Below are 22,520 nucleotides of genomic sequence, written 5' to 3' on the forward strand. Positions count from 1 at the left end.
GGGGCGGTCACGTGGACGCCGACCGCCGGGGCGGGGGCGGTGTGGTGTGGTAGCCGGCGGCCTGGAGGGTGAACAGTTCGGCGTAGCGGCCGCCAGCGGCCATGAGCTCGTCGTGGGAACCGGACTCGACCAGTTCGCCCTGGTGCAGGACGAAGATCCGGTCGGCGTGGCGGACGTTGGCCAGTCGGTGGGTGATGAGGATGGTGGTGGCCCGGCCCTGCCGGTCCCGGATGGCCTGGAACAGGGCGTCCTCCGCCCGCGGGTCGAGGGCGGAGGACGGCTCGTCCATGACGAGGAGGTCGGCGCTGCGGAGGAAGCCCCGGGCCGCGGTGATGCGTTGCCACTGCCCGCCGGAGAGGTCCTGGCCGTTGGCGAAGGTCCGGTCGAGCAGCGTCTCGTACCCGTGGGGCAGCTCCCGGATCATGTCGTGGGCCACCGCACGGGCCGCGGCGCCCTCGATGCGGTGCTGGTGGGGCTCGGCGTCCACGTCGCCGATCGCGATGTTCGTGGCCGCGCTGAAGGGCCACTTGTGGTACTCCTGCGTGACCACCGCGATGCGGCTCCGCAACGCATCGCCGTGCCACTCGGCCAGCGGACGGCCGTTCCACCGGATGACCCCGTCGGTGGGCCGCCGCAGGGTGGCGATCATCGCGGCGAGAGTCGACTTGCCCGAGCCGTTCTCGCCGACGAACGCCACCGTCTGCCCGGCCTCGATGGTGAGGCTCACCCGGTCGACGGCCGCGGTCTCCCGGTCCGGGTACCGCAGGCTCACCTCCTGGATCGCCAACTCGCGCAGCGGGCCCGGCGCGTCCGGCGGGCCGCCGGCCGACCGGTCGGGCAGGTAGGCGGCGGCGCGGGCCAGGAAGCCCGTGTAGTCGCGGAAGTGCTGGCCGTCGGTGTAGACCCGGTCCACCTGGTAGGTGACGATGCCGAGGGAGCGTTGGGCGGACTGCACGGCCACCACGCAGGTCGCGGCGGCGGCGAGCGGGATCTGCCCGTCGACGAGCAGCACCCCCAGCAGCAGGTAGACCGCCGTGGTCGCGAGCCCGGCGATCATCGACCCGACCGTGGTGGTCGTGGTGACCCGCCGGGCGAGCGCGAGCTGGATGTCCGTCTCCACGCCCATGACCCGGTCGTACTGGTCGAGCAGGAACCGGCGGAGCCCGTAGGACCGTAGTTCGGGAGCGGAGTCGCGCTCGGCCATGAGCCGGTGCAGCAGCCACATCCGGCGACGGCGGACCGAGCCGGCCGCGTAGGTCTGGTAGCGCAGGTGCCCGGCCCGCAGCGACGCCCAGGCGTCGGGGACGGTCGCGACCAGCAGCGCCACGAGCAGCAGTGGGTGGATGACCACGACGGCGACGGCCACGGCCAGCACGCCGGCCAGGCCGGCGAGCAGGTTCATGGACGACTGCACGAGGCTCGTCGTCTCCTCCGCGCCGCGGGAGGCGCGTTCCATGTCGTCGGCGAAGGCGTCGGCGTCGAACGCCTCCAGGCGCACCGCGGTCGTCATCTCGAACAGGCCGCGCTGCACCTCCCGGTCCACCTTCGGTGTGAGGCCGTTCTGGGCGTACCCCATCGCGGTGGCCATGCCGGCGCGCAGGGCGGTGGCGGCGGCCAGCGCCACCAGCGCGGGCAGCGCCGCGCGGACCTTGTGGGGGGTGGGGCCGCCCGCGAACAGTTCGACCAGCACCCGTTGCGTGGCGAGCAGTCCGAACGCGGCCATCACGCCGGCGCCCACGGTCGCCCCTCCCACGACCGAGGTCCGGACGCGGTCGGCCCGCCAACTGATGCGCAGCGCCGCCCAGACCAGTCGCGGCAGCTCCGCGAACACGGCGAACACGCCGACCTGCGCCCGCGCCCGGACGCCGGCCTCCCACGACAACTCCCGCAGCTCCGGCAGCACCGACTCCGTCCGGGCCGGCCCCGACCGCTGCGCGGGGGTACGCGGGCCGTCCGTGGTCGCGGTATCGGTCATGGGCGTGCCTCCCGGGCTCGTGCGCTGCCGGCCGCGGGGGCTCTGCCGGGGCGGCGGGGCAGGCTCGACGGATACGATCGGACGCATTGTATTGGGGTGGTCACCGTGAGTTATCTCACCGAGTCGCGCGACACGGACGTCGACCGCGCGGCGACGTTGGTCGCCTCGTGCGGGCGCCCGGGGAGGACCGGCCATCGTGGACCCACGGTCGGTTCGCCCGGCTCTCCCCGATCCGAGGGGCATTCGCCTCTTCCCAGGCGGTCCCCGCCGACCTAGGATCAGTGCAATGGCACACCTTACTGCGGAGCGCGCCGGCGCCCCGGCGGACGCGCGCCGCCGATGACCGTCACCGCGACCTACACGATCCCCGGCATGCGGGTCCGGGAGCACCTCACCGACGTGCCCCTGGACTGGGCCGACCCGTCACGCGGCACCATCCAGGTGTTCGCCCGCGAGATCGCCGACCCGGTACGGGCCGGGGACGACCTGCCCTGCCTGGTCTACCTCCAGGGCGGGCCGGGCGGGAAGGGACCCCGCCCGCTCGACCGGTCGGGGTGGCTCGGCCAGGCGCTGCGCGACCACCGCGTCGTCCTCGTCGACCAGCGTGGCACCGGCCGCAGCACCCGCGTCGACGGTCGCCGGATGAGCGCGTTCCCCACTGCCGAGGCGGCGGCCGACTTCCTCGCCCACTTCCGCGCCGACTCGATCGTCGCCGACCACGAGCACCTGCGGAAGACCGTCTTCGGCGGGCGCCGGTGGTCCACACTCGGGCAGTCGTACGGCGGGTTCCTCACGCTGACGTACCTGTCGACCGCTCCAGAGGGCCTGAGCGCCTGCTACGTCACCGGCGGCCTGCCCGCTCTCGACCCGTCCGCCGCCGAGGTCTACCGCCGCACGTACCCGCGGGTGGAGGCGAAGAACCGGGAGTTCCGGCGGCGGTACCCGCACCAGGTCGCCCAGGTGGGCAGGGTCGCCGACCGGCTGGCCGCCGGCGACGTGCGGCTGCCCGACGGCGACGTGCTGACCGTCCGGCGGTTCCAGTCGCTCGGCCTCGACCTCGGCATGAAGCCCGGATACGAGCGCCTGCACTGGCTGCTCGACGAGGCGTTCACCGGCGACGAGGTGTCGGCGACGTTCCTGCACGACGTGCTGGCCCGCACCTCGTATCGGGACAATCCGCTGTTCGCGGCGCTGCAGGAGAGCATCTACGGGCATGGCGCCGGCGCCACCGGCTGGGCCGCGCAGGCCGAGCGGGACCGGCGCCCGCAGTTCGCCGAGGACGCCAGGCCGCTGCTGTTCACCGGCGAGATGATCTATCCCTGGATGTTCGAGGAGATCGCGGAGCTGCGCCCCTTCCGCGGCGCCGTCGAGGTGCTCGCCACGCGGGAGGAGTGGCCGCCGCTCTACGACCCGGACCGGCTGGCCGCCAACGAGGTCCCGGTGGCCGCCGCCGTCTACCACGACGACATGTACGTCGACGCGGGCCTGCAACTGGACACCGCCTCGCGGGTCGGCAACGTCCGGACCTGGATCACCAACGAGTACGAGCACGACGGCGTCCGCGAGGACGAGCGGGTCTACGCCCGGCTGGCCGGCATGGTCCGTGAGCTGGGCGGTGGCATCACCGACGCCGGCGGGCCCGCGGGTCCACGACACGAGGGAGGGTCCGTTGCGTGAGGGCAGGCCGCCGAGGCTGACCGAGGTTCCGGCGTTCACCGAGTACCTGGCGACCGGGTGGGGCGTGCCCGACCGGACCCCGCCGGTCGTAACCGGCGCCGCCGAGGCGGCCGCCGCCCACCGGGCCCGGCTGGCCGAAGCCCTGCCGGGCCGGACCGTCGTGCTCGCCTCGGGCGAGGCGCCGGTGCGCAGCAACGACACGACGTACGACTTCCGCCCGGACAGCGACTTCTTCTGGACCACCGGCTGCGCGGCCGAGAACGCCGTGGCGGTGCTGCGCGGTGGCGACGCCACCCTCTACCTCCCGCCGCCCGCCCGTCCCGGCGAACCGGGCTTCTTTGGCGACGCCCGCTACGGCGAGCTGTGGGTCGGCGCCGCGCCGGGCCCGGCCGACTGGGCCCGGGCGCTGGGTGTCGAGGTCCGGCCGCTCGCCGAGCTGACCGAGGATGTGACCCGGGACGAGGAGGTGGCCCGCACCCTCGCCGAGCTGCGCATGTACAAGGACGAGTGGGAGGTCGCCCAGCTCCGGGAGGCGGTGGACCGCACGGTCGAGGGCTTCGCCGCCGTCGTCCGGGAGATCCCGACCGCCGTCGGGGGGCCGGGGGAGCGGTGGCTGCAGGGCACGTTCGACCGGTACGCGCGGGCGTATGGCAACGGCCCCGGCTACGCGACGATCGTCGGCAGTGGCCCGCACGCGCCCACCCTGCACTGGGTGCGCTGCGACGGCCCGGTGCTGCCCGACGAGGTGCTGCTGCTCGACATGGGTGTCGAGGTCCGCAGCCACTACACCGCCGACGTCACCCGCACGTTTCCGGCGTCGGGACGGTTCACGCCGGCGCAGCGCCAGGTGCACGACCTCGTGGAGAAGGCGCACCGGGCCGGGCTCGCGGCGGTGGGCCCGGGCCGCCGGTTCACGGAGTTCCACCACGCGGCCATGGAGGTCGTCGCGCGCGGCCTCGCGGATTGGGGGCTGCTGCCCGTCTCCGTCGACGAGGCGCTGGCCGACACCGGGCAGCACCACCGGCGCTACCTGGTGTGCGGCATCGGCCACCACCTGGGACTGGACGTGCACGACTGCGCCCGCGCCGCGGAGGAGGCGTACCACGGCGCGCCCCTGGCGCCGGGCATGGTGCTCACGGTCGAGCCGGGGCTGTACTTCCACGCGCACGACCTGACCGTGCCGCCGGAGCTGCGCGGCATCGGCGTACGAATCGAGGACGACCTCCTGGTCACGCCGGACGGGTCGGAGGTGCTGTCCGCCGCCCTGCCGCTGGAGGCCGATGGATTGGAGAAGTGGATGGCCACCGCTCAATCCATGTGACATTGCACTACCGACAAGGAGGACCCCTCATGACCACCCCCGCCCGGCCGTGGCGCGGCGTACACGTCGCGACGGCACTGCCCCTGCACGACGACCTGTCGGTCGACTACGACGCGTACGCCGAGCACGTCCGCTTCCTCGCGGCCGGCGGCTGCGACGGCGTGACGCCCAACGGCTCGCTCGGCGAGTACCAGACGCTGACCCCGGAGGAGCGGGCGCGTGTGGTGGAGACGGCCGTCCAGGCCGCCCCCGCCGGGTTCGGCGTCATGCCCGGCGTCGCCGCCTACGGCGCGCTCGAGGCCCGCCGCTGGGCCGACCAGGCCGCCGAGGCGGGCGCCACCTCCGTCCTGCTGCTGCCGCCCAACGCCTACCGCGCCGACCGCCGGGCGGTCGTCGAGCACTACCGCGAGGTCGCGCGGGCCGGGCTGCCGGTCGTCGCCTACAACAACCCGATCGACACGAAGGTCGACCTCACCCCGGCGCTGCTGGCCGAGCTGTTCGCCGAGGGCCTGATCGTCGGCGTGAAGGAGTTCACCGGCGACGTCCGGCGGGCGTACGAGATCGCCGAGCTGGCACCCGGCCTCGACCTGCTGGTCGGCGCCGACGACGTGCTGCTCGAACTCGGCCTCGCCGGCGCCGTCGGCTGGATCGCCGGCTACCCGAACGCCATCCCCGAGAGCACCGTGGAGCTCTACCGGCTGGTCACGTCGGGCGACCCCGCCGACGTCGCCAAGGCCCTGCCGATCTACCGCGACCTGCACCCGCTGCTGCGGTGGGACTCCCGGACGGAGTTCGTCCAGTCGATCAAGCTGTCCATGGACATCGCCGGCCGCCGGGGCGGGCCCTGCCGCCCGCCGCGCCTGGCGCTGCCGTCCGAGGTGGCGGCCCGGATCACGGCCGACACCGAGGCGGTTCTCGCCAAGGGCTACAAGTGAGGTCCCGTCGTACGTTCCACGCCGTCGACTCGCACACCGAGGGGATGCCCACCCGGGTCGTGGTCGGCGGCATGGGGACGATCCCCGGGGCGACCATGGCCGAGCGCCGGCTGTGGTTCATGGAGAACAGCGACGACGTGCGTACGCTGCTCATGTACGAGCCGCGCGGCCACGCGGCGATGAGCGGCGCGATCCTGCAGCCCCCGACCCGCCCCGACGCCGACTACGGCGTGCTCTTCATCGAGGTCTCCGGCCTGCTGCCGATGTGCGGCCACGGCACGATCGGCGTGGCCACGGTGCTCGTGGAGACCGGGATGGTGCCCGTCGTCGAACCGGTGACGACCATCCGGCTCGACACCCCGGCCGGGCTGGTCGTCGCGTCCGTACGGGTGCGCGACGGCGCCGCCGAGTCGGTCACCATCGAGAACGTCCCGTCGTTCGTGCACGCGCTGGACCGGACCGTCGAGGTGCCAGGCTTCGGCGCGATCGCGTACGACATGGCCTTCGGCGGAAACTTCTACGCCATCGTCGACCTGGCGGACCTCAAGCTGCCCTTCGACCGCTCCCGCGCCGGCGACCTGCTGGCGGCCGGTCTGGCCATCATGGACGCGGTGAACGAGCAGGACCGGCCGGTCCACCCCGAACGTGCGGACATCACCGGCTGCCACCACGTCTACCTGAAGGCGCCCGGGTCGACCGCCACGTTGTCCCGGCACGCCATGGCCATCCACCCCGGCTGGTTCGACCGTTCCCCCTGCGGCACGGGTACGAGCGCGCGGATGGCGCAACTGCACGCGCGGGGCGAACTGGGCCTCGGCGAGGACTTCGTCAACGAGTCGTTCATCGGCACCCGCTTCACCGGCCGGCTGGTCGCCGAGACCACGGTCGGGTCGGTTCCCGCCGTGGTGCCGACCATCACCGGCCGGGCGTGGGTCACCGCGACCTCGCAGTTCCACCTCGACCCCACCGACCCGTTCCCCGCGGGGTTCCTGCTGTGAGCCAGCCGCGCGTCCCGGACCTGCCCGGTGTCGGCCGGCGCGAGAACCTTCGCGACCGGATCCGGGAGGCGCTGCGGGCCGCGATCATCTCCGGTCGCCTGGAGCCCGGCGTCGTGTACTCGGCGCCGGCGCTGGGCGCCCAGCTCGGTGTCTCGCCGACGCCGGTGCGGGAGGCCATGCTCGACCTCGTGAAGGGCGGCCTCGTCGTCCCGCACCCGAACAAGGGCTTCCGGATCACGGAGGTGTCCGAGGAGGATCTCGACAACCTGGCGGCCGTGCGGCTGCTCATCGAGCCGCCCACCGTGCGTGACGTCGTACCGGTGATCCCGAAGGAGGACTTCGCCGAGCTGCGGACACTCGCGCAGGCCATCGTCGACGCGGCCGACGGCGGTGACCTGGTCGGCTACATCGAGGCCGACCACGTCTTCCACCTGACCCTGCTCGGCTACAGCGGCAACCGGTTCCTGGTCGACGTCGTGTCCGACCTGCGGTCGCGGACCCGGCTGCTGGGGTTGATTCCGCTGCTGGAGAGCGGCCGACTGGGCCGCTCGGCCGCGGAACACCACGAGATCCTCGATTTCGTCGAGGCCCGCGACCCGTGCGGGGCCGAACTGCTGATGCGCCGCCACATCGGTCACGTGCGGGGCCTGTGGGCCGGCGGAGGGGAGCCGGCGTGAGCGCCGATCTCGTGGTCGTGGGCGCCGGCGTGGTGGGCGCGGCGAGCGCGTACTTCGCGGCGCTGGCCGGGTTGCGGGTGGTCGTCGTCGAGCGCGGCGCGATCGCCGGTGGCACCTCCAGCGCCGGCGAGGGGAACCTGCTGGTGTCGGACAAGGAGCCCGGTCCCGAACTCGACCTGGCGCTGTACTCGCAACGGATCTGGCGTGACGACCTTGCCGAGCACGGCCACCTGTGGGAGTTCGAGTCCAAGGGCGGCCTGGTCGTGGCCGCGTCCGAGGGCAGCGTCGCCGCGCTGCGCGGCCTCGCCGTGCACCAGCGGCGGGCCGGTGTCGAGGTCCATGACGTCGGGCGGGCCGGGTTGCGCGACTACGAGCCGCATCTCGACGGCCTGCTCGCGGGTGGCGCCTTCTACCCGCAGGACGCCCAGGTCCAGCCGATGCTGGTGGCTGCCCACCTGCTCCGGCTGGCCCGGGAGCGGGGCGCGCAGGTGCGCACCCGCACCGAGGTGACGGGGTTCCTGCGCGACGGCGCCCGGGTCACCGGCGTACGGACTCCGGGCGGTGACGTTGCCGCCGGCGCGGTCCTCAACGCCGCCGGCACGTGGGCCGGTGACGTGGCCGGGCTGGCCGGCGTGCGTGTCCCCGTGCTGCCTCGGCGCGGCTTCATCCTGGTCACCCAGCCGATGCCGCCCGGGACGATCCGCCACAAGGTGTACGCCGCCGAGTACGTCGGCGACGTCGCCAGCTCCGACGCCGCCCTGCAGACCTCACCCGTGGTCGAGGCGACCGCCGGCGGCACCATCCTCATCGGCGCGTCCCGCGAGCGCGTCGGCTTCGACCGGACGATGTCCGTCCCCGCCGTGGCGACCCTCGCGGCCAAGGCCATCGCGCTGTTCCCGATGCTCCGCGACGTCCGCGCCATGCGCACGTACCTCGGCTTCCGGCCGTACTGCCCGGACCACCTGCCCGTCATCGGCCCCGACCCGCGGGCGCCCGGCCTCTGGCACGCCTGCGGGCACGAGGGCGCCGGCATCGGGCTGTCCGTGGGCACCGGCAAGCTGATCAGCCAGGCGCTCACCGGCGCGGCGACCGACCTGGACCTCACGCCGTTCGCCCCGGACCGGTTCGCCCACGAGGAGGCGGTCGCGTGACCCACCGGATGACGTTCCGCGGCGTCCCCGTCCCGGCCGAGCCCGGGCAGAGCGTCGCGGCCGCGCTGATCGCGGCCGGCATCCCGGCCTGGCGCACCACCCGCCGGGGTGGCCGCCCCCGGGGCGTGTTCTGCGGCATCGGCATCTGCTTCGACTGCCTGATCACCGTCGACGGCGTCCCCGACCAGCGGGCCTGCCTCGTGGCCGCCGCCGACGGCATGCGCCTCGGCGACGACGGCGCGGGCCTCGACGGCACCGCGACCGGCGCAGGCCACGACGCCGCGCGGGACCGGGAGGACAGCGATGCCGCACACGACTGACGTCGTCGTGGTGGGCGCCGGCCCGGCCGGCCTCGCGGCCGCCGTCACGGCCGCCGAGGCCGGCCTGGGCGTGGCCCTCGTCGACACCGCCGCGCAGCCCGGTGGGCAGTACTGGCGGCACTACGACCCGGCGCACGCGCGCCCCGGCGACCACGTCGGCCACCACGGCTGGCGGGTCTTCACCGGACTGCGCGATCGCCTCGACGCCCTGCGCGCCGACGGCCGCGTCCGCCACCTTCCCGGCCGCCAGGTCTGGCTCGTCACCCGCGAGCCGGAAGGCACCTTCACCCTCCGGACGACCGCCACGGTGACGGCGGCTCCCGAGGGTCAGCCGGACGACGCCGAGCGGACCCTGTCCGCGCGGGCGCTGGTCCTGTGCCCCGGGGGATACGACCGGCAGCTTCCCGTGCCCGGCTGGGACCTGCCGGGCGTCCTGACCGCTGGGGGAGTGCAGGCGTTGCTCAAGGGGCACCGCACGCCGGCCGGGCGGCGCGCCGTCGTCGCCGGCACGGGCCCGTTCCTGCTCCCGGTGGCCACCGGCCTCGCGCGGGCCGGCGTGACGGTCGCGGCGGTCGTCGAGGCCAACGGCACGCTCGGCTGGCTGCGGGACCCGGTGGGTGCGACGTCCGCGCCGGGCAAGGGGATCGAGGCCCTGGGGTACGCGGCGCTGATGGCCCGGCACCGCGTGCCGTACCGGACGCGGACCGTGGTCCGGGAGGTGCTCGGCGCCGACCGGGTGGAGGCGGTGCGCGTCGCCCGGGTGGACCGCGACGGCCGGCCGACCGGGCCGGAGGAGGAGATCGCCGCCGACCTCGTGGCGTTCGGGTGGGGCTTCACGCCGTCGCTCGAACTGCCGCTCATGCTCGGTGTCGACACGGCGGTCGACACCGACGGATCGCTCGTCGTGACCGTCGACGACGTCCAGCGCAGCAGCGTCGAGGGTGTCTACGTCGCGGGTGAGGCGACCGGCGTGGGCGGTGCCGCGCTGGCCGTCCACGAGGGCCGGCTGGCCGCGCTCGCCCTCGCCGCCGCGCGGGGCCGCCCGGCCGACCCGGCGACGATCCGCCGGCTGGCGCGCGCCGTCCGGCGCGGGCGCCGGTTCGCCACGGCCATGCACCGGACCTATCCGGTGCCGGCCGCGTGGCCGGAGTGGCTGTCCGAGCCGACCCTGGTCTGCCGCTGCGAGGAGGTGTCGTACGGCGACCTGCGCCGGGCGCACGACGACCTCGGCGCGGAGGACGCGCGGACGCTGAAGATGCTGGCACGGCCGGGAATGGGCTGGTGCCAGGGACGCGTGTGCGGGTTCGCCACGGCGGGGATCGCGGCGTGCCTGCGCGGCCGAGGGAGCACGCCGGAGGATCTGCGCCCGCTGGCCACCCGCAGCCTCGCCGTGCCGGTGCCGCTGGGCGAACTCGCGGCCCTGACCGAGGACACGACGCCCGTCGGGGCGACGGACACGACGCTGGAAGAAGGAGGACCGAACGGTGAGTGACGTACTGAGCGTCGACCCACGTACCGGCAGGCCGCGGGGACGGGTCGGGGCCGCGTCGACGGCCCAGGACGTGGACCGGGCGGTGCGGGCCGCCGCGGCCGCCGCGCCAGCACTGGGCGACCGCGCCCGGCGAGCCGACCTGCTCCGGACGGCCGCGGCGCTGCTGGAGAAGAGCGGCGACGAGATCGTCGCGACCGCCGACGCCGAGTCGGCGCTCGGCCCGGTGCGGCTCACCGGCGAACTCGCGCGCACCTGCTACCAGCTCCGGGCGTTCGCGGACGTGGTCGAGGCCGGCGCGTACCTCGACGTCATCATCGACCACGCCGACCCGTCGGCGGCCCCCGCGCCCCGCCCCGACCTGCGGCGCTACAAGGTGCCGCTGGGCGTGGTGGCGGTGTTCGCGGCGAGCAACTTCCCGCTGGCGTTCAGCGTCCCCGGCGGCGACACGGCGAGCGCCCTGGCCGCCGGGTGTCCGGTGGTCGTCAAGGCGCACCCGGACCACCCGGCGACGTCCGTCCTCTGTGCCGGGATCCTCCGCGCGGCGGCCGTCGAGGTCGGGTTGCCCGAGGACGTCGTCGGCCTGGTCCTCGGGTTCGACGCGGGCCCGGAGCTGGTGCGCCATCCGCTGACCGCGGCGGTGGGGTTCACCGGTTCGGTGCGCGGCGGGCGCGCGCTGTTCGACATCGCCTCCTCCCGGCCGCGGCCGATCCCGTTCCACGGCGAGCTGGGCAGCCTCAACCCGGTGGTCGTGACGCCCCGGGCGGCCGAGACCCGGGCCGACGAGATCGGGGCGGGGCTCGCCGCGTCGTACACCCTCGGGATGGGCCAGTTCTGCGTCAAGCCGGGCCTCGTCCTGCTGCCCGAGGGGCCGGCGGGCGAGGCCGTGCTCCGCGCCGTCGTCGCGGCGGCGGTCCCGTCCGGGCCGCTGCTCGACCCGCGGATGCGCGAGGCGTTCCTCGCCGGCGTGCGGTCCCGCGTCGCCCTCCCGGGCGTGGCCGAGCCGCTGGCGGCGGGGGAGGCCGGGGACGACGGGGCGCCGCTGGCCGTACGCCCGGGCGTGCTGACCGTCGCGGCGGCGAGGGTCGCCGACGGCGGGCCGTACGAGGAGCTGCTGGAGGAGTGCTTCGGCCCGCTCACCGTGGTGGTCCGGTACGGCTCGACGGTCGAGCGGGACGCGGTGCTGGGCGCGCTGCCGGGCAACCTCACGGCGACCGTGCACCTGGCGGCCGACGAGCGCGACGACGCGGCGCAGGCCCTGGTCGCCGGGCTCAGCGCGATCGCGGGCCGGGTCGTCGTCGACGGCTGGCCCACCGGGGTGACGGTCGCGCCCGCCATGCAGCACGGCGGGCCGTACCCGGCGTCCACGAGCACCTCGACCTCGGTGGGCAGCACCGCCATCGAGCGCTGGCTGCGCCCGGTCTGCTACCAGAACGTCCCGGACCCGCTGCTCCCCGCCGAGCTGCGCGAGGCCAACCCGCTCCACCTTCCCCGCACGGTCGACGGCGTCCGCACCGCCTGACGGTGGCACGGCCCGGTGCCGGCGGCAACACGCCGGCGCCGGGCACCGGCGTGCCCGGCGCGGACCGGCACGGGCGCCGGCGTGCCGGTCGCCGAGCGGCACGGGGCGCCACCGCCGAATTGACGTCGGTCACCCACGGCAGTGGCGTCGGGCGATCCTCGTAGTGGCCGTCGCGCCAGGGCGCGCGTCGATTCGACACCGTTACGAGACCGTGACAACCGTATGTCGGGTAGGGGTGTTGACGCCTTCAATGTGAGCGCTAACACTACGGCAGTGTCACCCGTGATTCCGGCAAGTCCGGAGAGGAGAGACAGGTTGTGGGCAAACGATTTCTAGCCGCCTTCAGCGGCGCGGTGCTGGCGCTCAGCCTGGCGGCCTGCGGTGGTGAGGGAGCGGGCGGTGGCGGCGACACGAGCGGTGAGAAGCCGTCCGACCTGACCATCGGCGTCTCGATGCCGACGCAGACCTCCGAGCGGTGGATCGCCGACGGCAACTCGGTGAAGCAGAAGCTGGAGGCGAAGGGCTACAAGGTCGACCTCCAGTACGCGGGGGACGACATCCCGACGCAGTCCCAGCAGGTCGACCAGATGATCACCCAGGGCGCGGACGTGCTGGTCATCGCGGCCATCGACGGCACGGCCCTGAGCGGGCAGCTGCAGGCGGCCGCCGACGCGAAGATCCCCGTCATCGCGTACGACCGGCTCATCCGGGACAGCCCGAACGTGAACTTCTACGTGAGCTTCGACAACTACAAGGTCGGCGTCGCCCAGGCCACCGCGCTGCTCGTCGGCCTCGGCCTGCTCAACAAGGACGGCTCGAAGGGCACCGCGAAGGGGCCGTTCAACATCGAGCTGTTCGCCGGCTCGCTCGACGACAACAACGCCCACTTCTTCTTCGACGGCGCCATGGACACGCTCAAGCCGTTCATCGACGACAAGTCGCTGCGGGTGAAGTCCGGCCAGACGGCCATCGAGCAGGTGGCGATCCTCCGCTGGCAGCAGGAGACCGCGCAGAAGCGGATGGAGGACCTGCTGACGTCGAGCTACAACGACGGCTCGAAGGTCCAGGGCGTCCTGTCGCCCTACGACGGCCTGTCCCGCGGGATCATCACCGCCCTGCAGAACGCCGGCTACGGCGGGTCGGGCAGCAAGATGCCCGTGGTGACCGGCCAGGACGCCGAGATCGCCTCGGTCAAGCTCATCAACGACGGCGTCCAGAGCTCCACCATCTTCAAGGACACCCGGCTGCTGGCCGAGCAGGCGGTCATCGCCGCCGAGGCGTTCCTCCAGGAGAAGGAGCCGCAGGCGAACGACACCAAGACGTACGACAACGGCGTGAAGGTCGTGCCGTCGTTCCTCCTGCCGGTGCAGACCGTCTACAAGGACGACATCAAGTCCGCCCTCGTCGACTCCGGCTACTGGACGGCCGAGGAGGTCGCCAGCGGCCAGGCCAAGGGCTGACCGGCCGCGGGGCCCGGTGCCGGCGTGCCGCACCGGGCCCCCACGGGTCCACCACATGACGGTACGACCAGGACGGTGACCATGGCCGACAACATCCTCGAGATGCGCCACATCACGAAGACCTTCCCGGGCGTGACCGCGCTCCAGGACGTCTCGCTCGCGGTGCGGCGCGGCGAGATCCACGCCATCTGCGGCGAGAACGGCGCGGGCAAGTCCACCCTCATGAAGGTGCTCTCCGGCGTCCACCCCACCGGGTCGTACGACGGTGAGATCGTCTTCGACGGCGCCCCCGTGCACTTCCGTGGCATCCGCGACAGCGAGGCCCGCGGCATCGTCATCATCCACCAGGAACTCGCCCTGGTGCCCCACCTCTCGATCGCCGAGAACATCTTCCTCGGCAACGAGCGGCGCGGCCCCGGCGGGCTGATCGACTGGAACCGCACCAACGCCGACGCGGCCGAGTTGCTCGCGTCCGTCGGCCTGCACGAGAACCCGGTCACCCCGATCATCCAGCTGGGCGTCGGCAAGCAGCAGCTCGTGGAGATCGCCAAGGCGCTGTCGAAGAAGGTGCGGCTGCTCATCCTCGACGAGCCGACCGCCGCCCTCAACGACATCGACTCGGCGCACCTGCTCGACCTGATCCGGCGGCTCCGCGACGACGGCGTCACCTGCATCATGATCTCCCACAAGCTCAGCGAGATCACCGCCATCGCCGACTCCACCACCGTGATCCGTGACGGGCGGACGGTCGAGACACTCGACATGACCTCCGGCGAGGCGACCCAGGAGCGGATCATCCGGGGCATGGTGGGTCGCGACCTCTCCAGCTTCTACCCCGATCGGGTGTCGTCGCCCGGGGAGGAGGTCCTGCGCGTCGAGGACTGGTCGGTCCGTCACCCGACGCAGGACCGCCTGGTGGTCGACGGCGTCAACCTGACCGTCCGGGCCGGTGAGGTCGTCGGCATCGCCGGGCTCATGGGTGCCGGGCGCACCGAACTCGCGATGAGCGTGTTCGGCCGCTCGTACGGCCGGGCCGTCAGCGGACGGCTGTTCGTGCGCGGCCGGGAGGTCAGGGCGCGCACGGTCGCGGAGGCGATCGCGAACGGGATCGCGTACGCGACCGAGGACCGCAAGCGCTACGGCCTCAACCTGATCGACGACCTGCGCCGCAACGTCTCGGCCGCGGCGCTCAACAAGCTCGCCCGCCTCGGCTGGGTCAACGGCAACGAGGAGATCAAGGTCGCCGAGGACGGCCGGCGCGACATGAACATCAAGGCGCCGAGCGTCATGGCGGTGGTCGGCAAGCTCTCCGGCGGCAACCAGCAGAAGGTCGTCCTGTCGAAGTGGCTGTTCACCGACCCGGACGTGCTCATCCTCGACGAGCCGACTCGGGGCATCGACGTCGGCGCCAAGTTCGAGATCTACACGATCGTCAACCGGCTGGTCGCCGACGGCAAGGCCGTCGTCCTCATCTCCTCCGAACTGCCCGAGCTGCTCGGGATGTGCGACCGGATCTACACCCTCGCGGCCGGCCGGATCACCGGTGAGATGCCGGTCGCGGAGGCCACCCAGGAGAACCTCATGGAGCTCATGACGAAGGACAGGGAGCTCGTCCGATGACCACCACCAAGCCGCCGGCGACCCCGCAACGCACGTCGTCCGGCGACGGAGCCTCCGCCGCCCTGCACATCGGGACCAGCGATCCGCGGGCACTGATCCTGGGCAACCTGCGCCAGAGCGGGATCTACATCGCCCTCGTCGTGATCGTCGCCCTCTTCGCGGTCCTGACCGACGGCGTCTCGCTCAGCCCGGGCAACATCACGAACATCGTCCTGCAGTACTCGTACATCCTGGTGCTCGCGATCGGCATGGTCATCGTGATCATCGGCGGCCACATCGACCTGTCGGTGGGCTCGGTGGTCGCGCTCACCGGCGCCGTGTCCGCGGTGCTCGTCATCCGGCAGGGCTACCCGTGGTGGGTCGGCATCCTCGCGGCGCTGGCCGTCGGCATCCTGGTCGGCGCCTGGCACGGCTTCTGGGTCGCGTACGCGGGGATCCCGGCGTTCATCGTGACCCTGGCCGGCATGCTCCTGTTCCGCGGGCTGACGCTGCGGGTGCTCGACAACATCTCGCTGTCGCCGTTCCCGGCCGAGTACCAGCGCGTCGCGGCCGGTTTCCTCAACGGGCTCATCGGCGGCCAGGGCTACGACGCCTTCACGCTGCTCATCGGCGCGGTGGCGGTGGCCGGCTACGCGGTCAGCGTCTTCCGGACGCGACTCGCGCGCATCCGCTACCAGCAGCCCGTCGAGTCGTTCCCGCTGTTCGTGACGCGGGTGCTGCTGGTCGGCGCGGTCATCATGTACTTCGCGTGGCAGCTCGCGCACGCGCGCGGCCTGCCGATCGTCCTGATCGTCCTCGCCGTCCTCGTGCTCGTCTACGGGCTGGTGACCCGCCGCACGGTCTTCGGGCGTCGGGTGTACGCGATCGGCGGCAACCTGTCGGCCGCGACGCTGTCCGGTGTGAAGGTCCGCACCGTCAACTTCTGGATGTTCGTCAACATGGGCTTCCTGGCCGCGGTGGCCGGGGTCATCTACTCGTCCCGGTCCAACGGCGCCCAGCCGGCGGCCGGGAACATGTTCGAACTCGACGCGATCGCCGCGGCGTTCATCGGGGGCGCGGCGGTCACCGGCGGCGTGGGCACGGTCGTGGGCGCCATGGTCGGCGGCCTCATCATGGCCGTGATGAGCAACGGGATGCAGCTCATGGGCGTCGACCAGTCGATGCAGTCGGTGGTGAAGGGGCTCGTCCTGCTCGTAGCCGTGGCCTTCGACGTCTACAACAAGCGCCGGGCCGGGTCGGCCCGCTGAAACGGACGGCGCGGCCCGCACCGGCGGGCCGCGCCGGTCCACGTAGGACGCGCGATGTGATCGCTAACATGCGACGTGCCGGTCGACGCTCGTGGATGTGCCCGGACGCCCGCGTTCACCGGTCCCGGAGGGCGTCGTCGACACCGGTCTCCCGATCGCCGAGATGCGCCGGATCCCGACCGGAGAGCAGATCCAGCGTCGCTTTCACGCAGGCGCCGTACTCGCGGGTGGAACTGACCCACCACCGTCCGGCGTACCGTTCAGCGGTCTCGTCGCCCACCCCGTTCGCGTCGATGCCCAGACGCCGGCACAGCGACACGGCGCGGGGCAGGTGGAACGACTGCGTCACCACGGTCGCCCGGTCCACCCCGAAGATCCGCTTCGCCCGCGCGCACGAGTCGTACGTGTCGAGGCCCGCGTCGTCGCGTACCACCCTGCGCTCCGGCACACCCCGGTCGACCAGCCAGCGCCGCATCGCGCCGGGCTCGTCGTAGTCGGCGCTGCGGTTGTCGCCGGACACCAGGATGGCGCGCACCCCTGCCCGCCTCGAACAGCCGCCGCGCGATCTCCAGACGGGCGGCGAGGAACGGGGACGGCGTGCCGTCCGCGTCCACCTTGGTCCCCAGCACGAGAGCGACCGGTGCCTCGGGCACCTCGGACTCCCGGTAGAGGTGGCCGTCCGCGCCGGCGCGGACCCACGCCGCACTGGCCACCGTGCCGCCGCCCACCAGCACCGCGGCGACGCCCGCCGCGGCGAGCGTACGGAGGACGAGCCTCCGGTGCTCTCCCAACCACCGTCGCACCGGCGCGAACCACCCCCGCATCCACGGGATTATCCCGGCCCCGCCCGACGCCCGGTTCGCGCGGGTGCGCCGTCGCCGCATGTTCACGCTCCGGCCCCGGCCCTGACATCGGGCGTACGGCCACGGCTCACGCCGACGCCGGAGCCGACCGGACGGTGGACCTCCGCATCGGCGGCAGAGCCGATTCCCTTGCGGTGCCGACGGATCATCATGGGTGCGACCGCCGCGAGGTGCCCGGCGGAGCACGTCGATCGAGAGGTGAGTGCCGTGAGTTCGGGCCTGGTGCTGGTCATCGTGCTGGCGTTGGTGGTGCTGCTGGTGGTCGTCCTGCTGGTCGCGGTCGTGCGCGGTTACAACCGCCTGGTCCGGCTGCGCGCGCAGGTGCAGGCGTCGTGGGCGCAGGTCGACGTGCAGCTCAAGCGCCGGCACTCGCTGATTCCCAACCTGGTGGAGACCGTGCAGGGCTACGCCGCACACGAGCGGCAGACCCTCGACGCGGTGACCGCCGCGCGGGCCGCGGCCGTCGGCGCCTCCGGGGGCGCGCCGGACCGGGTGGCCGCCGAGGGCGCCCTCACCCAGGCGCTGGGCCGGCTCTTCGCGGTGGCCGAGGCGTACCCGCAGCTGCGGGCCAGCGAGACCTTCGCCGAGCTGCAGCGGGAACTTGCCGCCACCGAGGACAAGATCGCCTATGCGCGGCAGTTCTACAACAGCGCCGTCCAGTCGCTGAACACCGCCGTGCAGACCGTGCCCAGCAGCATCATCGCCGGGTTCGGCGGCTTCCACGTCGAACCGTACTTCGAGGCCGCGGGCGACGAGCGCGCCGACGTCTCCGTCCGCTTCTGAGCGCGCCGCGATGACCTCCGACAACCTCGCCGTCGAACTCTTCCTGCCGCTGGCCTGCCTCGCCGTCTGGGCCGCCGTCTACGGGCTCGCCCGGCTGTCGAACCGCCCGGCCGGCGTCACGCCCGCACCGGCCGGCATGGACCTTCCCGGGCAGGAGCCGCCCGCGGTGGTCAGCCTCCTGGCCAACCAGTGGCAGGTCACCGTCGACGCCGCCGAGTCCACGCTGCTCGACCTCGCGGCGCGCGGGTACGTCGAACTGCGGCAGGCCGACGCCGACCCCCAGCACACCACGGTGCACCTGACCGGCCGCTCGCCCGAGCACCTGACCCGCTACGAGCGCCTCGTCCACGACCGGGTCACCCAGCGGGCGGTCGACGGCGTCGTCCCGTTGACGGCGCTGAGCTTCTCCGACGCGGGCCGCGCCGCCAGCTGGTCGAAGCGGATGCGCCGGTACGTCGTGGCCGACGCCCGCCGGCTCGGGCTGTCCCGGCGGCGGTTCTCGAAGGTCATGGTCACCACTCTCGGCATCCTGGGCGTCCTCGCCGCCGCCGGGGTCACCGCCGGGGTCTGGCACTACCTGCGCCGCACCGGCGACGACCCGTTCGGCGCCGTCGCGGCTCTCGTCCTCACGGCGGCCGCGCTGGCCGCCATCGCCGGCCGTGACCTCGGCGAACGGGACACCCCGGCCGGGCGGGAGGTGGCCGCCCGGTGGCTCGGGTTGCGCACCTGGCTGGCCGGCCACGAGTCGTTCGCCGACCTGCCGCCCGCCGCGGTCACGGTGTGGGACCGCTATCTGTCCTACGGGGCCGCCCTCGGCGTCACGCGGGTGGCGTCACGGGTGATCCACCTCGGCATCGCCGACCGGAAGCGGCTCTGGTCGTCGTACGGGGGCGGCTGGCGCCAGGTGCCGGTCACGTACCCGGCCGGCCTGCCCCGGTACGGCCAGGCCCTGGGCTGGATCGTCTTCCGGGCGATCCTCGCCGCCATGGTCGGCTGGACGTTCGCCCGGGTGGTGGGCGCGGCGCTGCTCGCCCCGGCCCCCGGCTCGCCCGACGCGGAGGCGGGCCTCTGGTCGCGGCTCACCTCGATCGACCCGGTCACGCTCGGGGTCGTCACCCTCGGGCTGGTGCTGCTCGGCTACGCCGGATACCTCGGCGTCCGGGCACTCATCGACCTGGTCGCACCCGCCGACGTCACCGGAGAGGTGCTCTGGCAGCAGGTCCGGCAGGTCCGCTCGTCCGACAGCGACCGCAGCTCCACCCCGATCAACCACTACCTCGTCGTCGACGACGGCCGCGCCGAGCAGTTGCGGGCCTGGGTCCTGCCCGAGGAGATCGCCGGCGAATGCCGGCTCGGCGATGTCGTGACCGTGCGCGTCCGCCCCTGGACCCGCCGCGTCACCCGGGTCACCGTGCACCGGCCCGCGTCCGAGACGGCCGAGCCGTTCGACGACACGGAGGACGAGGAGACCGGCGTCGGTGCGGCGACCGCCGGGCCGGCCGTTGTCCGTCCGGACCACCTGCTCAGCGCCGCCGAGGTCGGTACGGCGCTCGGCGTACGGGTGTCGCTCGTGCGTCCGGAGTCGGCCGACGAGGCGCGCTGGGCCGCCCGGTTCGTGGACGGACGCGGCTCGACCGTGCTGGGCGTCACCGTCGTCCCGGGCGGCCGGATGGCGACCGCCACGCTGCTCATGAGCAGGAGCGTCGGCCAGGCCCTGCCGGGCGTCGGCGACGAGGCGTACGTCGGGCGGGACCGGGTCACCGGCCGGCGCGGCGACGTGGTCGTGCTCATCGTGCGCCCGCACGCCGTGCCGGGCGACGGGCCGGTGCTGGCCGGTCTGCTCACGACGGCGCTGTCGCGCCTCCCGGCGGACGCCTCGACCGGCCAGTCCGGCCCGCGCTAGTCAGGGTCGGGCGCGCCGGGGCGCCCGCACGCGGGTTTCCAGACCCGCGCGCTACTGCCAGGTGGCGGTGTCGGGGTCGATCCCGTGGGCGCGTGCGCTGGCGTCGACGCTGCGACGGAACCACGTGGCGAGGCCGGCGCGAATGCCGTCGTAGTGGGCGGCGAACCCTGGATCGGCCTCGTACATTCGGCCCAGGCAGACCTGCATCTGACGGGTGAGCGGGAAGTACGCACCGAACACCTCACGGTGCCGCTCGACGAGGCGGTTCGCCTCCGCGCTGCCAGGGGCGACACCGGCCTCCACCGCGTCCCCGAGGGCCCGGTCGAGGTCGGCGACGGCGTCGGCGATGGCCTGCCACTCCTCCGGACTGCGGGAGGCCGCCCGCTCGGCGTACTGCTGCCACTGTGTCGTGTCCCCGTAGCGCTGACGGGCCCGGGCGGGCCAGTCCGGGTTCCACTCGGGGCCGAAGATCGCGGCCTGCTGCTCGACGGTCAGCAGCAGGCCGCGCTCGTGGACGGCGATCATCCGATCCAGGCCGGCGCCGAGCTGCCGGAGGCGGTCGATCCGCTGGGCGACCTGGGCGCGCTGCGCGCGCAACGCGGCGGGCAGGTCAACTGTCGAGCCGTCCAGGACGGCCCGGATCCTGTCGAGGTCGAGGCCGAGCTCCCGGTAGACGACGATGCGGTGCAGGCGTTCCAGGTCGCCGGCGGTGTAGAGCCGGTACCCGGCCCTCGTACGCAGCGACGGTCGCGCGAGACCGATGTCGTCCCAGTGGTGCAGCGCGCGGACCGTCACGTCCAGACGCGCCGAGACCTGGCCGACGGTCAGGCCCTCGGCGAGCGTGGCATCAGGCATGCGCCCCATTGTCGCCGCGACCGACGCCCGGCGGGGTGATCCCGACGGCCTCCAGGTTCCGCGCCTCCTGACTGGCCGGGTCGAAGGGCTTCGCCGCGGTGAGGACGATTCGCGCGTTCTCGGGGGTGATCACCTCCACGTCGCGGGTGTTCCAGGGAGTGTCCCGTGGGCCGTCAACCGCGTCCGGGCTCACCGCTCGACAGGCCTCGGCGAGAGAGTCGATCTGGCTGAGCACGCACGAGAAGCTGACACTCATCGCCGGCGGCTCCGCCGGAACCCTCTCCGCCGAGACGAGGAGTACGTCCTGGAACGCCCACCGGCGCAGATGCACGAGCCTGCCGGGGATGCTGAACAGCTCGAAGAACCCGAGCCCACGAGTCCAGAAGTCCACCGACGCCGCCAGGTCGTTCGTGGGGATCGTCGCGAACGCGGGCATCCCGTAGATCCCCCGGAACGGCTCCGGCGGAACCGCATCCGGGCCGGGGGCGGGCACCGGGCTCATCTCGAAGGCGTCGTAGTAGTCGCTCATGTGCCCACCCTCCGGCCTCACGCGACGTGAGGGTCAAGCCGGCTCCCTGACTCCGGTACCGGCGCCGCGATGTTGCTGTCGACCGTCGGCATGCCTCAAGTGACAGAATCTCGCGTCATGAGGTTTCCCTCGCTGCCGGCCTGGCCGTTGTCCGGTGCGGCGTGCGCGCCGCCGGATGAGCTGGCCCCGAAGCACAGGATCTCCTCGGCAGGCGGCCGGGTTCGACGGTCGCTTGGTCTCGTCCTGGTCGGTGCCGGTCTGCTGACCGCCTGCTCGGGCACCGGACCTCCCCACGCGGATGCGATCCCTCTCCCGTCGGGCGTCGAGGTCGTCAGTGCCCCCTCCGTCCCGCCCCTGTATCCGGACCACAGGCTCGGCTTCCTGTACGGGACGTACGTCATGGCACGTCCCCTGTCCGAGCGCAGCCCGGGCACGGGACGCACGTACGCGCTGACCACGCCACCACAGCGCCGCGCAATCGCGCTGGCCGAGGCGCTCGGCTTCGGTGACGAGCCGATCGGCTTCGCCGGCAACCCGTGGACGGTCACCCGCAGCGAGGCCAGGCTGGAGATCTGGCCGAACAGCGGCGGCCGATGGAGATACATGCGGCAGCAGCAAACCACCGGTGAGGCGCCGTACGACTCGGGCGAACAGCGGGCGCTCACGCTCACCCACCCCATCCTGCGCGCAGCCGGCCTCGACGCGACTCTGGCACGTTTCGAGCAGGGCCAGGTGGTGGCCGAGCCCCGTATTGAGGGCCACCCGACCTGGGGCTGGGGAACCAGAGTCCAGCTCGATGAGCGCGGCGTCGCCTATGCCGCCGGATGGCTGGGGCCGGCGCGCGGGGACGCCGAGCGTCCGCTGCTCGACGCCAGGCAGGCATTCGCTCGCCTCCAGCAGGAGGCTGCGGGCACTCCTTCGTCCGGGCAGTTGTGCCCGGTGGCCTACGGCGCGGGGACGCCTCCATGCGTCAGGCGCAATCCCTCGCCGGATGTGACCGGCGCGCGTTTCGTCTACGCGCTCGACTGGGCCAACGACGGCCACCACCCACGGCTGGTTCCGGCGTGGCTGTTCACCAGGCAAGGCACCGACGAGCCGATCGCGTTCCCCGCCTGACCTCTGCGACGGCCGCCCACCCTCACCCCGCCGAAGCCTCCGCCCGGGGAATCCTGCGGCCCGACCGATCACAGCCACC

Annotated in this window: 19 protein-coding genes; 15 read left to right on the forward strand and 4 right to left on the reverse strand. The window is 73.4% G+C overall.

Features of this window, described 5'->3' with window-relative positions; translation table 11 throughout:
• Window positions 1-7: 7 nt before the first annotated feature.
• Entirely contained in the window at window positions 8-1,975 is a 1,968-nt protein-coding gene (locus tag D7193_RS26275; protein WP_120782308.1) for an ABC transporter ATP-binding protein, read from the reverse strand.
• A 339-nt stretch (window positions 1,976-2,314) separates the two neighbouring features.
• On the opposite strand from D7193_RS26275, the gene D7193_RS26280 reads away from it, so the two are divergent.
• The 12 genes from D7193_RS26280 (at window position 2,315) to mmsB (ending at window position 16,392) form a co-directional block, all read left to right on the forward strand.
• Complete coding sequence (locus tag D7193_RS26280; RefSeq protein WP_120782309.1) at window positions 2,315-3,652, forward strand: alpha/beta fold hydrolase; 1,338 nt, start codon at window positions 2,315-2,317, stop codon at window positions 3,650-3,652.
• Window positions 3,645-4,973, forward strand: coding sequence for an aminopeptidase P family protein (locus tag D7193_RS26285; protein WP_120782493.1), 1,329 nt, complete (start codon window positions 3,645-3,647; stop codon window positions 4,971-4,973). Before D7193_RS26280 ends, D7193_RS26285 begins: the two co-directional genes overlap by 8 nt.
• A gap of 29 nt (window positions 4,974-5,002) precedes the next feature.
• Window positions 5,003-5,908, forward strand: coding sequence for a dihydrodipicolinate synthase family protein (locus tag D7193_RS26290; protein ID WP_120782310.1), 906 nt, complete (start codon window positions 5,003-5,005; stop codon window positions 5,906-5,908).
• Complete coding sequence (locus D7193_RS26295; RefSeq protein ID WP_120782311.1) at window positions 5,905-6,906, forward strand: proline racemase family protein; 1,002 nt, start codon at window positions 5,905-5,907, stop codon at window positions 6,904-6,906. The genes D7193_RS26290 and D7193_RS26295 overlap by 4 nt, the downstream gene beginning before the upstream one ends.
• Window positions 6,903-7,583, forward strand: a complete 681-nt coding sequence (locus D7193_RS26300) for a GntR family transcriptional regulator (protein ID WP_120782312.1) — start codon at window positions 6,903-6,905, stop codon at window positions 7,581-7,583. The genes D7193_RS26295 and D7193_RS26300 overlap by 4 nt, the downstream gene beginning before the upstream one ends.
• Window positions 7,580-8,734 (forward strand): NAD(P)/FAD-dependent oxidoreductase, encoded by a 1,155-nt coding sequence (locus D7193_RS26305; protein WP_120782494.1) that lies wholly within the window; start codon window positions 7,580-7,582, stop codon window positions 8,732-8,734. The genes D7193_RS26300 and D7193_RS26305 overlap by 4 nt, the downstream gene beginning before the upstream one ends.
• Window positions 8,731-9,054, forward strand: coding sequence for a (2Fe-2S)-binding protein (locus D7193_RS26310; protein WP_241563487.1), 324 nt, complete (start codon window positions 8,731-8,733; stop codon window positions 9,052-9,054). The genes D7193_RS26305 and D7193_RS26310 overlap by 4 nt, the downstream gene beginning before the upstream one ends.
• Entirely contained in the window at window positions 9,038-10,546 is a 1,509-nt protein-coding gene (locus D7193_RS34640) for an FAD/NAD(P)-dependent oxidoreductase (protein WP_120782313.1), read from the forward strand. The genes D7193_RS26310 and D7193_RS34640 overlap by 17 nt, the downstream gene beginning before the upstream one ends.
• Entirely contained in the window at window positions 10,539-12,065 is a 1,527-nt protein-coding gene (locus tag D7193_RS26320; protein WP_120782314.1) for an aldehyde dehydrogenase (NADP(+)), read from the forward strand. Before D7193_RS34640 ends, D7193_RS26320 begins: the two co-directional genes overlap by 8 nt.
• Window positions 12,066-12,382: 317 nt before the next feature.
• Window positions 12,383-13,525, forward strand: coding sequence for a multiple monosaccharide ABC transporter substrate-binding protein (gene chvE, locus D7193_RS26325; protein ID WP_120782315.1), 1,143 nt, complete (start codon window positions 12,383-12,385; stop codon window positions 13,523-13,525).
• A gap of 81 nt (window positions 13,526-13,606) precedes the next feature.
• Complete coding sequence (gene mmsA, locus D7193_RS26330; RefSeq protein ID WP_120782316.1) at window positions 13,607-15,145, forward strand: multiple monosaccharide ABC transporter ATP-binding protein; 1,539 nt, start codon at window positions 13,607-13,609, stop codon at window positions 15,143-15,145.
• Entirely contained in the window at window positions 15,142-16,392 is a 1,251-nt protein-coding gene (gene mmsB, locus D7193_RS26335) for a multiple monosaccharide ABC transporter permease (RefSeq protein WP_120782317.1), read from the forward strand. Before mmsA ends, mmsB begins: the two co-directional genes overlap by 4 nt.
• A 115-nt stretch (window positions 16,393-16,507) precedes the next feature.
• On the opposite strand, the gene D7193_RS34760 is transcribed toward mmsB, so the two are convergent.
• Complete coding sequence (locus D7193_RS34760) at window positions 16,508-16,927, reverse strand: SanA/YdcF family protein (protein WP_338324125.1); 420 nt, start codon at window positions 16,925-16,927, stop codon at window positions 16,508-16,510.
• A 535-nt stretch (window positions 16,928-17,462) separates the two neighbouring features.
• Between D7193_RS34760 and D7193_RS26345 the strand changes: the two genes are divergently transcribed.
• Together D7193_RS26345 and D7193_RS26350 are read left to right on the forward strand one after the other, a co-directional pair.
• Window positions 17,463-18,038, forward strand: coding sequence for a LemA family protein (locus D7193_RS26345; RefSeq protein WP_241563490.1), 576 nt, complete (start codon window positions 17,463-17,465; stop codon window positions 18,036-18,038).
• Between the two features lie 10 nt (window positions 18,039-18,048).
• Window positions 18,049-19,941, forward strand: coding sequence for a DUF2207 family protein (locus D7193_RS26350; protein WP_120782319.1), 1,893 nt, complete (start codon window positions 18,049-18,051; stop codon window positions 19,939-19,941).
• Between the two features lie 51 nt (window positions 19,942-19,992).
• Here the strand turns inward: D7193_RS26350 and D7193_RS26355 are convergent, their stop codons facing one another.
• Together D7193_RS26355 and D7193_RS26360 are read right to left on the reverse strand one after the other, a co-directional pair.
• A complete protein-coding gene (locus D7193_RS26355) occupies window positions 19,993-20,796 on the reverse strand; it encodes a MerR family transcriptional regulator (protein ID WP_120782496.1) in 804 nt (267 codons plus the stop codon).
• Window positions 20,789-21,325 carry a VOC family protein gene (locus D7193_RS26360; RefSeq protein ID WP_120782320.1) on the reverse strand — a complete coding sequence of 179 codons (537 nt, stop codon included), beginning with the start codon at window positions 21,323-21,325 and terminating at the stop codon, window positions 20,789-20,791. Before D7193_RS26360 ends, D7193_RS26355 begins: the two co-directional genes overlap by 8 nt.
• A 69-nt stretch (window positions 21,326-21,394) precedes the next feature.
• Here D7193_RS26360 and D7193_RS26365 point away from each other — a divergent pair, with 69 nt between their 5' ends.
• Complete coding sequence (locus D7193_RS26365; RefSeq protein WP_120782321.1) at window positions 21,395-22,441, forward strand: hypothetical protein; 1,047 nt, start codon at window positions 21,395-21,397, stop codon at window positions 22,439-22,441.
• Window positions 22,442-22,520 lie beyond the last annotated feature (79 nt).

It is taken from the genome of Micromonospora costi, assembly GCF_003626655.1.
In the GTDB taxonomy this organism is placed as follows: Bacteria; Actinomycetota; Actinomycetes; order Mycobacteriales; family Micromonosporaceae; genus Micromonospora; species Micromonospora costi.